Source organism: Streptomyces sp. NPDC017943 (assembly GCF_044328425.1).
GTDB lineage: Bacteria > Actinomycetota > Actinomycetes > Streptomycetales > Streptomycetaceae > Streptomyces > Streptomyces djakartensis_A.
The window spans coordinates 333652-346329 of the sequence record NZ_JBIRHH010000002.1; the positions used below are offsets into that span (position 1 = coordinate 333652).

Here is a 12678-nt window from a genome sequence, read left to right on the forward strand (position 1 = left end):
GGGCCTTTCGGGAGTGACCGCACGCGGGCAGGGCGAACCGCCCTGCGTGCAGCGGGAGATGACCGGCCGGTCGAGGGCCGGTGCGTTCACGAGGTGACGACGCCGTGCGTCAGGAGGAACGGGTGCGGCAGCGCGCGCGAAGAGGAGGACCGGCTCGCGACGGGATCACCGAGGGGACGGGGTCACCGAAGGAGGGAAGGGCCGGCCGGAGGGTCCGCTGCCGAGTCAGGCGCAACACGCCGCGGACCACACCCGACCGAAGTCGATGTGGTCGCGCGAGACCAAGCGCTGCTGGGCGTCCATGCGCCTAATTGAGCAGGACATCAAGCGTCGCGTCAAGAAGCGACCGGATGCCGGACCCCCGCGTCCGTGCCTCCCGTCGGGCGTTGTTGACACATCCGTGCCGTGGACCCATACGATCGACGGCGGACGGCTCCGCCTCGCGTGAGCCCGCTTCCGCTGCCGCGTTGAGGGACGCGGCGACCGTGACGACGCAGCTTCCCGGCCCCCCTTCGTCTCCGCGCGGCGCTCGTGCGCTGCGCGCGGCGACGGGCGCCCCGGGCGGTCGCCCTCGCCTGAATCCCTCTCCCGGAGAGCCTCCCCATGGTCACGTCTTCCGACGTCACGTCCGTCCCCGTCACGAAACGTCCGCTCCGCACGGAGGAGGCCGGTTCCGGCCCGCCGCGGATCGTGCCGCGCCGGCGCCTCGGCCGCTGGGCGGCGGCTGTCGCCGCGCTGGCCGTGTGCGCGATGGCGCTCCACTCCGTCGTCCGCAACCCGGCCTTCCAATGGGGCGTCGTGGGGCGGTACTTCACCACGGCAGCCGTGCTCGACGGACTGCTGCTGACCCTGTGGCTGACCGCGATCGTGATGGTGCTGGGGTTCGTGCTCGGCACCGTCCTGGCGGTGATGCGGCTGTCCGGCAATCCGGTGCTGCGCACCCTGAGCTGGGGCTACGTGTGGGTCTTCCGGTCCACTCCCCTGCTGGTCCAGCTGCTGTTCTGGTTCAACATCGGCGCCCTGTACCCGACGCTCGGCCTCGGTGTCCCCTTCGGCCCGGAGTTCGTCACCGTCAGAACCGTCGACCTGCTCGGTCCGACCCTCACCGCGGTCGTCGGCCTGACCCTCCACGAGAGCGCCTACGCCGCCGAGGTGGTGCGCGGCGGCATCCTGTCCGTCGACCCCGGCCAGACGGAGGCCGCGCAGGCCCTCGGTCTCGGCAGGCGCCGCACACTGGGGCGCATCGTCGTCCCCCAAGCCATGCGCTCCATCGTCCCGACCGCCGGGAACATGCTGATCGGCACGCTGAAGGGCACCAGCATCGTCAGCGTGCTGGCGGTGCACGACCTGCTGTACTCCACGCAGTTGATCTACCACCAGACGTACGAGGTCATCCCGCTGCTGCTGGTCGCCACCCTCTGGTACGTCGCGGTCACCAGCGTGCTGGGGGCCGGCCAGTACTACGTCGAACGGCACTACGCACGCGGCGACTCCCGCGCTCTGCCGCCGACTCCGCTGCAACGGCTGCGGGCGCGCGCGGCGTCCGCCCGCGTGCGGCTGGGCACGGTGACGGCCTCCGAGGCCCGCCCCGCAATCGGCGGTGACCGGTGACGGGCGCCGCACCGGGGGGCGGCGTCGGCGGCGCCTCGCCGGCCGTCCTGGTCGTCGTGGGCGCGGGCCCGCGTGCCACCGGGCTGCTCGAGCGCATCGCAGCGAACGCGCCCGAACTATGGCCTGAGGGAAGCCAGTTGCACATCCACCTGGTGGACCCGTATCCGCCCGGGCCCGGGCGGGTCTGGCGGCACGACCAGTCCCCGCTGCTGCGGATGAACTCCATGGCGGAGGACGTCACCATGTTCACCGACGAGTCCTCCACGATCGAGGGCCCGGTGCGCCCCGGCCCCTCATTGGCCGAATGGGCCGCCGGGCTCTCGGGCCGGGGCCCCCGTCACGCACCGGACTTCGTCCCCGCCGACCCCGGGGTCCTGGCCGAGCTGCGCTCGCTGAGCGGAACCGACTTCCCCACGCGCCGCGCTCAAAGCGCTTACCTGGACTGGGTGTTCCGGCACGCGGTGGCCCAACTGCCCGCCTCGGTCACCCTCGAGGTGCACCGCACCACCGCGACCGCCGTCACCGGCCACCCGGACGGCCGGCAGTGCGTGCACCTCGCCGGGCGGCCCACCCCGCTCGCGGCCGACCTGGTGGTCCTCACCCAGGGACACCTGGGCTCCGCCCCGCCGGCCGAGCACCGCCCGCTCGCCGCGTTCGCCCGCCGCCACGGGCGCTTCCACCTGCCGCCGGAGTTCTCGGCCGACGCGGACCTCTCGGGACTGCGCCCCGGCGAACACGTCGTCGTGCGGGGCCTCGGACTGGCCTTCATCGATCTGCTGGTGCTGCTCACCGAGGGGCGCGGCGGTACGTACCGCACCGGCGGCGACGGCACGCTCACCTACGTTCCGTCGGGCCGTGAGCCCGTCCTGCACGTCGGGTCGCGGCGCGGCGTGCCGTACCACTCCAAGACCCGCTACCGGCTCCGCGGCCCGCGCCCCGCCCTGCCAAGGTACTTCGGCCCCGAGGCGGTGGACCTGCTGCTCACCCGGCCCGGCCCGCTGGACCTGCGCCGTGACGTGTGGCCGCTGATGGCCAAGGAGATCGGGTTCGGCCACTACCACGAGCTGTTCCACGCCCACCCGGGCCGCACCGCCCTCCCCTGGCGCGAGTTCGCCGCCGCCTACGACGGCCTCGAGTGGTACGCCGAGGAGATGACCGCCCTCGTCGCCGCGGCCGTGCCCGACCCGGCGGACCGGCTGGACTTCGAGGCTCTCGACCGCCCCTTGGACGGCCGTACGTTCGCCACGTCCGAGGCCTTCCAGGACTTCCTGCGCGACCACATCGCCGAGGACGTGGCGCGCCGGGAGGACGGGGAGTTCAGCGCCGATCTCGGAGCGTTCCTCGCCCTGCTGTCGGTGTACGGCGCGCTGCCGCGGCTGCTCGCCTCGGGGCGGCTCACGGCCCGTTCGGTCGCGGACCACCTCGACGGCTGGTGGCACGGGTTCTTCAGCTTCCTCGCCTCCGGGCCGCCCGGGGACCGGCTGCGGCAACTGCACGCGCTGTCCCGGGCGGGTGTCGTCCGGTTCGTGGGGGCCGGCATGCGCGTCGGCACCGACGAGGCCACGGGCACGTTCACCGCCACCAGCCCCACCGTCCCCGGCCGGACCGTCCGCGCGACGGCGCTGATCGAGGCGTATCTGCCCGCCCCTTCGCTGGCCCGCACCGAGGACCCCCTGCTGCGTGACCTGTACCGCCGGGGCTCCCTCAGCGAAGAGGTCGTCAGGGACGCCACCCGGACGCACCGTTCCGGCCTGCTGAGCGTCTCCCCCGGCGACGCCCATGTCCTGGACCCGGCCCTGGGCGGACCGCACCCGCGCCGGCTCGCGCTCGGCGCCCCCACGAACAGCCGGGCGGTCGCCGCCTTCGCCCGGCCCCGTACCGACGCTCCCGCCTTCCGCCAGAACGACTCGGTGGCCCGTCGGCTGCTGCGCACCCTGAGCGATCCGGCCGTGAGTCATTCCCCACGTTTCCTATCGAGTTACTAGGAAAGCCTTGACGGTGTCCATGGAGGATGCACAGGATGGTGTACATGTCCCGTACACAGCAGCGACTCGTTCGCCGTCGGCATGTCGACTTCGGTCACGTCGTCAGCGCCGCCTGCTGTTGCGCCTGAGGCACCCGGCCGACCGCCGCAGGTGCCACTCCGGCTCACCTCACCTTCATCTTTCCCGCCGCCGGACGCGCCCGTACCCGGGCCCCGGCGGCCCGCAGACATCGAGGGACATCCCATGACCACGGCACTCCCGGCCCGGACCACCCCTCCGGCAGCCCCGCCCGTCGAGACCCGCCGCCTCCACCTGGTGGGCGACGCGGGGGTCGACGGCACGACCGGCCCCGGCGCCTCGCGCCTCGTGAGCTACCTCGTACTGGTCCCGGAGGGCACGGACATCGGGGACCTGTTCGCCAAGGACGGCCCGCGGCCCGAGATCCGGCCCGTGGAGGCGGTGGTCCCGGCCGCCGCCCCGCGCTTCGGCGACGGCGCCGTCCAGGTCGACCCGGCCCGCCGGGTCGCCGAGGTGGACGGCCGTCAACTCGACCTGACCTACCTGGAGTTCGCGCTGCTGGCCCATCTCGTCCGGCATCCGCACCAGGTGCACACGCGCGAGCGCCTGGTCGCCGCCGTCTGGGGCTACGACCACGTGGGCGACGGACGGACCGTGGACGTCCACGTCGCCCGGCTGCGCCGCAAGCTCGGCGCGGCACACCGGCACACGATCGCCACGGTGCGGCGCGTGGGCTACAAGTACGTGCCCGAGCGGCACAACCCCGGCGCCGCACCCCGCCACCGACCTTGAGGAGAGCCCGCCATGGGCGTTGCCATCGCACCGGCCGACCCCGCCCCGACACCCGAGCGGACCGGGCCCGGCCGTGCGCACTGGCTGCGCGTGGCCCGGGAGGTGGCGGACGACCTGGCCACGGACGCCGTGGCCAGGGAGCAGGCGGGCAAGGACCCGTTGGCGGAGGTGGCCGCACTCCGTGAGGCCGGGTTGCTGACCCTTCTCGCGCCGGTGGAGTTCGGGGGCGGCGGCGCGGACTGGGCGACGGCCTGCGCCGTCATACGGGAGATCGCCGCCGCCGACGGAGCGATCGGCCAACTCCTCGGCTGTCACTACTTCCTGTCCTGGAGCACCCGCTTCTTCTCCCCTCCCGGTCTCGCCGCACGCGTCCACCTGCGCTCGGCGGCCGAACAGTGGTGCTGGGGCGGGGGCCTGGCCCGCCAGGGCGCCCCGGCACTCCTCACCGGCAAGCCCGGCCGCCAGGTGCTCGACGGCCGGCAGAGCTACGCCACCGGCGTCCTGGTCGCCGACCGGCTCGCGGTCCGGGCCGTCCGCGCCGGCACGGACGAGCCCGTGGCCGTCCTGGTCGACCCCGCCGGCCCGGGCGTGCGGGTGGACGGCGACACCGGCGGCTTCGGCCAGCGGCTCGCGGCCGGCGGGAGCGTGGAGTTCGACGCCGTGCCGGTCACCGGCGACGACGTGCTCGGCCCGCTGCCCGCGGACGAGGAGTCCCTGTCCCCCGCGGCCGCCCTGGCCTCGCCGGCCGGGCGCCTCGTCTCGGTCGGGCTCCTGCTCGGCATGACGGAAGGCGTCCTGGCGGAGGTGCGCGAGTACAGCAGGACGGGCCACACGCCGTGGCCCCCCGCCTCCCAGGTCCCCACACCCGCCGATCCCCAAGTGCTCGGTGTGTACGGGGAGCTGACCGTCCTCACCCGCTCCGCGGCCGCACTCGCCGACCAGGCGCTGGACGCGGTACGGGAGGGGCTCTCGGCCGGGGACGACCTCGGTTTCGAGCAGTGCGCGGAGATCTCCGTCCTCGTCGCCGTGGCCGAGGCCGCCGCGTCCCGGGCGGCGCACGAGTCCACCGCCCGCGCCCTCGACGTGCTCGGCCCCCGGGCCGCCTCCGCACGGCTGGGTCTCGACCGCTTCTGGCGCAACGCCCGCACGCACACCCTGCACGAGCCGGCCGCCCACCGCTTCCGCGAGGTCGGGGACTACTTCCTCAACGGCGCCCACCCGGCCTTCTCCCTGCCGGTGTGACCCTCAGGCAGGACGAAGACCGGCAGCAGACCGGGGCAATCCACGCACTTCACCCTTGGATCTCACTCATCGAGACAAGCCTGCCCGCCATGCGGACACCCTCTTGGGGCGGACGCCGTCTTCTGCCACGATCCCTAGCAGCCAGGTAGGAAAACTAGGGAACTGCGAGGTGTGGCCGTGCGCTTGCTCCACTCCACCGCCCTCGCGCTGCTCCTCCTGACCTCCCGTCGCCACATCGACCTCGCGCGCACGTCGAGTGCCATGTGTCGGCCCGCCTGACGCCTCGCCGTACCCGGCACGTCCCGGCCGCAGGCCCGAGCACACCCCGCTGACCGCTCAGGCGGCCGGGTCACCCTGTGCCGGAGCGTCGCGTTCGCCCGGAGTGTCGCGACCACCCGTCGCGACCACCCGCCCCCACCGCTCGCTCAGCGGCTCACGCACGGCTGTCCCGTGCCGTGCGCCGGCGAGCGCTCCCCGACGTACGGCCCCCGGCGCGCCCCACACCATCGCCCGCTTTCCGATCCCTCATCTCCGAGAGGACACCTCCGTGTCTGCCGCAAGACCCTTCACCAGCCTGCGCACCCTCGCCGCCCTGGCGGCGCTTCCCCTCCTGCTGACCGCTTGCGGCTACGGCTCCGAGTCCACGGACGACGGCAAGAAGAGCGAGGTCGCGGCCGGCGCCGAGAAGCTCTCCGTCGACCAGGTGAAGATCGGCTACTTCCCCAACCTCACGCACGCCACGGCGCTCGTGGGCGTCCAGGAGGGACTGATCCAGAAGGAGCTCGGCGGCACCACCATCAAGGCGTCCACCTTCAACGCCGGGCCGTCCGAGATCGAGGCGCTGAACGCCGGTGCCATCGACATCGGCTGGATCGGCCCCTCCCCGGCGATCAACGGCTACACCAAGTCCGGCGGCAAGAACCTGCGCATCATCGGCGGTTCCGCCTCCGGGGGCGTGAAGCTGGTCGTCAACCCGAAGAAGATCAAGTCCCTGAAGGACGTCAAGGGCAAGAAGATCGCCACACCGCAGCTGGGCAACACCCAGGACGTCGCGTTCCTCAACTGGATCGCCGAGCAGGGGTGGAAGGTCGACGCCGAGAGCGGAGCGGGTGACGTCTCCGTCGTGCGCACCGACAACAAGATCACGCCGGACGCCTACAAGTCCGGTTCCATCGACGGCGCGTGGGTGCCGGAGCCGACCGCGTCCAAGCTGGTCGCCGACGGCGGCAAGGTCCTCCTCGACGAGTCGACCCTGTGGCCGGACAAGAAGTTCGTGATCACGAACATCATCGTGTCGCAGAAGTTCCTCCGGGAGCACCCGGACGTCGTCGAGGCGGTGCTGCGCGGCTCGGTGCGGACCAACGAGTGGATCAACGCCAACCCCGGCAAGGCGAAGGAGTCCGCCAACGAGGCGCTGAAGGAGCTGTCGGGCAAGGCGCTGCCCGCCGACGTCCTCGACCCGGCGTGGAAGTCGGTCACCTTCCTCGACGACCCGCTGGCCTCCACGCTCAACACGGAGGCGCAGCACGCGGTCACGGCCGGTCTGCTGGAGAAGCCCGACCTGAAGGGCATCTACGACCTGAGGCTCCTCAACAAGGTGCTGAAGGCGGACGGCAAGCCGGGGGTCGACGACGCCGGACTCGGCGCGAAGTAGCCCACGGCACGCGGGCGGGAATGCGGAGCCGGTGCCGGTGGTTGACACCCCTGTCTGACATGCCTGAGTCAACCGAAGGCACGTTTGTCGGGCGGAAAGGAGTCCTCATGGCACGCAGCAGCGCGCGGCCCGTCGTGAAGCTGAAGTCGACGGCCGGCACCGGCGTCACCTACGTGACCCGCAAGAACCGCCTCAACGACCCCGACCGTCTGGTCCTGCGCAAGTACGACCCGGTCGCCGGGGCCCACGTCCCGTTCCGCGAGGAGCGCTGACCGCCTGCCTCCCGCCGCCCGGCGGCGGGAGGCCCCCCGACGAAAGGACAGCCATGAGGACCGCGATCCACCCCGTATCCCGTCCCGTCGTCTTCCGTGATCGGGCAGCCGGTTTCGCCCTGCTGACCCGCTCCACCCTCGACTCGCAGCGCACGGTCGAGTGGGAGGACGGCATCACCTATCCGGTGGTCGACGTCGAGATCTCCTCGGCGAGCCACCCCTTCTACACCGGCACCTCGCGCGTCGTGGACACCGCGGGACGTGTGGAGCGCTTCGAGCGGCGCTACGGCCGCGACGGCGCCCGCCGCTGACCGGACACCCGACCCGGAAGGGGACGACATGAAGGTACGCAAGTCGCTGCGCGCGCTCAAAGCCAGACCCGGCGCCCAGGTGGTGCGCCGCAAGGGCGTGACGTACGTGATCAACAAGAAGGATCCGCGCTTCAAGGCCCGCCAGGGCTGACGGACCCTCCACACCGTGGCCGGCCCGGCCCCCGCGTGCACCGCGGGGGCCGGGCCGTTCGCACAACGGGCGCCGGTCCGGTTCAGGCGCCGCCGGCGGGAGCGTCCAGCGGCCGCGCCCGGGCGATGAGCAGGGCCACGTCGTCGTGGTCGGCGGGCTGGCGCAGCCGCTGCAGGAGCCGGTCGGAGGTCTCCTCGGCGGAGCCGTGGGGCGGGGACAGCAGGTCCAGGAGGTCGCCCAGCCGCCGGTCGATGGGGTCGTCGCGCGTCTCCACCAGCCCGTCGGTGTACAGGACGAGCTGATCGCCGGGCCCCATGGCGACGGTCGTGGTCTCGAACGGGACACCGCCCACCCCCAGCGGGGTGCCCGTGGGCAGGTCGAGCAGTTCGGGCGGCGCGCCGTCCCGGACCAGGACCGGCGGCAGGTGGCCGGCGCCGGCCACCTGGAGCCGGCGCAGATGCGGGTCGTACACCGCGTACACGCAGGTCGCGATGTAGGGGTCGAGGCCCTGGGTGATCCGGTCGAGGTGGCTCAGGATCCGGGAGGGGTCGAGGTCGAGCGCGGCGAGGGTGGAGGTGGCGGTCCGCAGCCGGCCCATGGTCGTGGCGGCCGGGATGCCGCTGCCCATGACGTCGCCCACCGCGAGGGCGGTCCGGTCCCCGCTGAGCGGGATGATGTCGTACCAGTCGCCGCCGACCTCGCTGAAGGCCTGTGCGGGGCGGTAGCGGGCGGCGATCTCCAGGCCGGGGCGGCGGGGCGAGGGCTGCGGCAGCAGGCTGCGCTGGAGGGTCTCGGCGGCGCGGCGGATGTGCTGGTGCAGGACGGCGTTGTCGATGCTCAGCGCGGCGGACGCCGCGAGTTCGCCGGCGAGGGTGAGGTCGTTCTCGTCGAAGGGCACCGGGTTGCGCGCGCGGGCCAGGCCCATGACCCCGATGATCTGGCCGCGGGCGATGAGCGGGACCGCCATGTCGGTGTGGACCCCGGCCTGCGCGAGCAGGTCGGCCGCGGCGGCGTCGGCGGCGACCCGGCCGAGCTCGCCGCTGTCCAGGTGCTTGATCAGCAGCGGCTGGCGGGTGCGCAGGCAGTGGGCCGCCGGGTGGTCGGCGTGGTAGGTGGTGAGCTGGCCCGGCGCGATGATCGCCTCGGAGGCGTCGGTCGGGTAGGCGGTCTTCACGGCGAGGGCGCGGAACAGCGGCGGCTTCTCACCGACGTCCGGGCGGCCGGTCCGCAGCACCGAGTCCAGCACGTCCACCGCGATCATGTCGGCCAGGTCGGGCACGAGCACGTCCGCCAGTTCCTGCGCGGTGCGCTCCACCTCCAGGGTGGTACCGATGCGCGACGAGGCGTCGGCCATCATCCGCAGGCGCTGCCGGGCCCGCTCGGCCTCCCTGGCCGTCTCGTACCGGTCGGTCACGTCGATGACGACGTTGGCGATGCCCAGGACGTTGCCGCCGTTGTCCTGGAGGCGGTAGATCGACACGGCCCAGGCGTGGTCGTGGTCGGGGTCGGCCCGGGTGCGGCCCACCACCTGCCGGTCCACCACGGACCGGCCGGTCTCCAGCACGTCCAGCATCTGGTTCTCGGCGGCTTCGAAGGGCTCGCCGGGCAGGATCTCGCGGAAGCTGCGCCCGACGTGGCCCGCCTCGGAGACGCCGTGCATCGACGCCAGGGCCGGGTTGACGGCCAGGTACCGCAGCTCGGTGTCCAGGACGGACAGCCCGACCGGCGCCTGGGTGACCAGCAGGCTGGAGAGGGCCACCTTGCGCTCCACCTGCCGCAGCAGGGCCCGGTCGGTGGCCAGCCCCAGGGCGTAGTGGTCGCCGACGTTGTCCGTCAGCCGCATGTTCCGGAACTCCACCATGAGGCTGCTGCCGTCCTTGTGCCGGGCGGGAAAGGATCCCGCCCAGCCCCGGCCGGTCACCATCACCTCGGCGAACAGCCTGACGGCCGCCTCGCGGTGCTCGGGGCGCAGGAGCAGCTGGGCCGCGTACTGTCCGACCGCCTCCTCACGGGAGTAGCCGAACAGCTCCTCGGCCTGCGGGCTCCACATGTCGATCCGGCCGTCGGCCTCGGCGAGCACCGCGGCGACGCCCAGCAGGTCCAGCAGCCCGCTCGGGCCGGACGCGGCCCCGTCGGGATGCTCCGAAGGCTCCGCGTGCTGATCCCCTCGGCTCATCGCATTCGCCCCTTCCGCCTGTCGGCCTCGCCGCGTCCCGGTGGGCGGGCCCGCCGCTTCCCCGCTGTTCGGCGACCCGTTCACCTTGCGGCACACGGCTGAGGACGGCCAGAGGACGCGCCGGGGCGACGCCGCACGGCGATCGTTCCGGCGGCCCGGTCGCCCGGCCGTGGAACGACATGGTGCTCACCTCGCCGGATCGTCCTTCTTCTCCACCCTTCCACACACCGGCCGTCCGCGGCGGGCGGCGGCGTCGGGAGCGGGCACCGGGACCCGTGCCCCGCCCTCGGTCTCCTGAGGCCTCCTTTGTCGCATATGGTCGAGAGGTGACCGCTCTGGACGGCGAGCTCCCCGACGGCTCGTCCTTGGAGGAAACGCTCAGCGCCACGGTCCGGCGCACCGGCGCTTCCGCCGGAGGCGTGTACCTGCTGTCGCCCTCCGAACCGGTCCTGCGGCTGAGCCTGGTGTGCGGGGTCCCGGTGATGGCCGTGGCGCCCTGGTGGCGGGTGGCCCTGTCGGCCGCGGGGCCGTTGTCCGAAGCGGTACGGGACGACCGCCTGGTGTGGGTGGGACGGCAGGAGGACCTGGCCAGGCTGTACCCGAACGCCGCGGCGGGGCTGCCGTACCGGTTCGCCCTGGCCTTCGCCCCGCTCGACGGCGTCCGGCACTGGGGAGCCCTCGCCCTGGTCTGGTCCACGAGCCACCCGCCGTCCCTGACCCGCCGCGAGCGCGGGCACATCCTGTCCAGCGCGCAGCGCGTCACCCAGGCGCTGGAGGAGTCGCCCACTCCGTCGATCGTCCCCGACCAGCCCCGCGCGGTGCCGCTGCACCCGCCGGAGCCGGACAGGGCCCAGGCCGGTCTGGCGGCCGCCGACCTGGTGCAGCGGCTGCCCCTGGGCACCCTGGGCCTCGATCTCGAGGGGCGTATCACGTACGTCAACGATGCCGCCGCCCGCCTCCTCGGCCTGCGTCCCGAGCGCCTCCTGGGCACCCTGCCGTGGCAGGCCGTGCCCTGGCTCGACACCCCCGTGCACGAGGACAACTACCGCACGGCGGTCTTCAGCCGTGAGCCCGTCGCCTACACCGCCCTGCGCCCGCCCGACACCTGGCTCGACATCCAGCTGTACCCGAACAGCAGCGGCATCAGCGCACTGCTGCAACCGCACCGCGAGAACCGCCCCGTGGACAGCGCGCCGCCTCCCGTGGCGCGGGGGCCCGCACCGCCCGAGGGCGCCGGCACGGGCCGGGTGCACCAGCTGATCCATCTGGCGGCGGCCCTCAGCCAGACCGTCACCGTGGCCGACGTGATCCACGTCGTGGGCGACCAGATCGTGCCGGCCTTCAACGCGCAGAGCATGGTCGTCTCCGCGGCGGACGCCGGCCGGCTGAGGATCATCGGGCACCGGGGGTACGACCCCCGCACGATCGCCCGTCTCGACGGCCTGCCCCTGGACACCGACCTCACGCCCGCCGGCCACGTCCTGCAGAGCGGCGTCCCCGCCTTCTTCCCCGACCGCGGCGAGATGACCCGGGCCCATCCCCGGGCGACCGTGGTCAGCGGGAAGCAGGCCTGGGCCTTCCTGCCCCTGGTCGTCTCCGACCGCCGCGTCGGCTGCTGCGTGATGTCCTACGACCGGCCGCGGACGTTCAGCGCCGGGGAACGCGCCGTGCTGGTCTCCCTGGGCGGGCTGATCGCCCAGGCGATGGACCGGGCCCGCCTGTACGACGCCAAGCACGACCTCGCCCATGGGCTGCAGAAGACGCTGCTGCCGGTGACCCTGCCGCCCGTGCCGCAGCTCGGCGTGGCGGCCCGCTACCTCCCCGCCGCGCACGGCATGGACGTCGGCGGCGACTTCTACGACCTCATCCGTCTCGGCGACACGTCGGCGGCGGCCGTGATCGGTGACGTGCAGGGCCACAGCATCAACGCCGCCGCCCTGATGGGCCAGGTGCGCACCGCCGTGCACGCCACTGCCGGGGCGCGGCCCGACGAGGTCCTCATGCGCACGGACCGGGTTCTGCTCGACCTGGAGACCGACCTGTTCGTGTCCTGTCTGTATCTCCACGTCGACCTCGCCGAACGCCGGCTGCACCTGGCCAGCGCGGGGCATCCCCCGCCGCTGCTGCGGACGTCCGAGCCGGAGCCCCGCACCAGGGTGCTGGACGTGGAGCCCGGGCCGCTGCTGGGGATCGGCACGGGCGTCGAGGCCACCTACCCGGTCACGACGACGACCCTGCCGGCGGGCCCCTCTCTCCTGGCCCTGTACACCGACGGCCTGGTGGAGGCACCGGGCGCCGACATCACCGAGTCCATCGCGACGGTCGCCGAGTACCTCACCACGGCCGGCGAACGGCCCCTGGAGGAGCTGGCCGACGACCTGATCCGCCACGCCCTTCCGGCACACGCCCACCTGGACGACATCGCCCTGCTCCTGCTGCGCCTGCGGTGACCCGCGGGCCTCACGG

11 protein-coding genes are annotated in these 12678 nt (G+C 73.4%); 10 read left to right on the forward strand and 1 reads right to left on the reverse strand.

Annotation, left to right across the window (positions count from 1 at the left end; translation table 11 throughout):
• The first annotated feature begins 603 nt into the window (after positions 1-603).
• The 9 genes from ACH4C6_RS06345 to ykgO all read left to right on the forward strand — a co-directional run bounded on the left by ACH4C6_RS06345 (position 604) and on the right by ykgO (position 8036).
• Positions 604-1611, forward strand: coding sequence for an amino acid ABC transporter permease (locus ACH4C6_RS06345; RefSeq protein WP_398107356.1), 1008 nt, complete (start codon positions 604-606; stop codon positions 1609-1611).
• Positions 1608-3596 carry an FAD/NAD(P)-binding protein gene (locus ACH4C6_RS06350; RefSeq protein ID WP_398107357.1) on the forward strand — a complete coding sequence of 663 codons (1989 nt, stop codon included), beginning with the start codon at positions 1608-1610 and terminating at the stop codon, positions 3594-3596. The genes ACH4C6_RS06345 and ACH4C6_RS06350 overlap by 4 nt, the downstream gene beginning before the upstream one ends.
• Before the next feature lie 243 nt (positions 3597-3839).
• Positions 3840-4406: a winged helix-turn-helix domain-containing protein gene (locus tag ACH4C6_RS06355; RefSeq protein ID WP_398107358.1), complete on the forward strand. Its 567-nt coding sequence runs from the start codon at positions 3840-3842 to the stop codon at positions 4404-4406.
• 12 nt (positions 4407-4418) lie between these two features.
• Positions 4419-5648 (forward strand): acyl-CoA dehydrogenase family protein, encoded by a 1230-nt coding sequence (locus ACH4C6_RS06360; protein ID WP_398107359.1) that lies wholly within the window; start codon positions 4419-4421, stop codon positions 5646-5648.
• 177 nt (positions 5649-5825) lie between these two features.
• Complete coding sequence (locus ACH4C6_RS06365; RefSeq protein WP_398107360.1) at positions 5826-5927, forward strand: putative leader peptide; 102 nt, start codon at positions 5826-5828, stop codon at positions 5925-5927.
• A 268-nt stretch (positions 5928-6195) separates the two neighbouring features.
• Positions 6196-7302 (forward strand): aliphatic sulfonate ABC transporter substrate-binding protein, encoded by a 1107-nt coding sequence (locus ACH4C6_RS06370; protein ID WP_398107361.1) that lies wholly within the window; start codon positions 6196-6198, stop codon positions 7300-7302.
• 107 nt (positions 7303-7409) lie between these two features.
• Positions 7410-7574, forward strand: a complete 165-nt coding sequence (gene rpmG / locus ACH4C6_RS06375; protein ID WP_383499512.1) for a 50S ribosomal protein L33 — start codon at positions 7410-7412, stop codon at positions 7572-7574.
• Between the two features lie 53 nt (positions 7575-7627).
• Complete coding sequence (locus ACH4C6_RS06380; protein WP_398107362.1) at positions 7628-7885, forward strand: type B 50S ribosomal protein L31; 258 nt, start codon at positions 7628-7630, stop codon at positions 7883-7885.
• Positions 7886-7913: 28 nt separating this feature from the next.
• Positions 7914-8036 carry a type B 50S ribosomal protein L36 gene (gene ykgO, locus ACH4C6_RS06385; protein ID WP_398107363.1) on the forward strand — a complete coding sequence of 41 codons (123 nt, stop codon included), beginning with the start codon at positions 7914-7916 and terminating at the stop codon, positions 8034-8036.
• 82 nt (positions 8037-8118) lie between these two features.
• Here ykgO and ACH4C6_RS06390 read toward each other — a convergent pair whose 3' ends face one another.
• The gene (locus ACH4C6_RS06390) at positions 8119-10212 is read right to left on the reverse strand and encodes a SpoIIE family protein phosphatase (protein WP_398107364.1); all 2094 of its coding nucleotides are present in this window, start codon (positions 10210-10212) and stop codon (positions 8119-8121) included.
• Between the two features lie 326 nt (positions 10213-10538).
• Between ACH4C6_RS06390 and ACH4C6_RS06395 the strand changes: the two genes are divergently transcribed.
• Positions 10539-12662 (forward strand): SpoIIE family protein phosphatase, encoded by a 2124-nt coding sequence (locus tag ACH4C6_RS06395; protein WP_398107365.1) that lies wholly within the window; start codon positions 10539-10541, stop codon positions 12660-12662.
• The last annotated feature ends 16 nt before the right edge of the window (positions 12663-12678 follow it).

Excerpts from the sequence above, each read along its gene's own strand:
- ACH4C6_RS06345 (WP_398107356.1), top strand. The coding sequence starts at position 604 with ATGGTCACGTCTTCCGACGTCACGTCCGTCCCCGTCACGAAACGTCCG.
- ACH4C6_RS06355 (WP_398107358.1), top strand. The coding sequence starts at position 3,840 with ATGACCACGGCACTCCCGGCCCGGACCACCCCTCCGGCAGCCCCGCCC.
- ACH4C6_RS06360 (WP_398107359.1), top strand. The coding sequence starts at position 4,419 with ATGGGCGTTGCCATCGCACCGGCCGACCCCGCCCCGACACCCGAGCGG.
- rpmG (WP_383499512.1), top strand. The coding sequence starts at position 7,410 with ATGGCACGCAGCAGCGCGCGGCCCGTCGTGAAGCTGAAGTCGACGGCC.
- ACH4C6_RS06380 (WP_398107362.1), top strand. The coding sequence starts at position 7,628 with ATGAGGACCGCGATCCACCCCGTATCCCGTCCCGTCGTCTTCCGTGAT.
- ykgO (WP_398107363.1), top strand. The coding sequence starts at position 7,914 with ATGAAGGTACGCAAGTCGCTGCGCGCGCTCAAAGCCAGACCCGGCGCC.
- ACH4C6_RS06390 (WP_398107364.1), bottom strand. The coding sequence starts at position 10,212 with ATGAGCCGAGGGGATCAGCACGCGGAGCCTTCGGAGCATCCCGACGGG.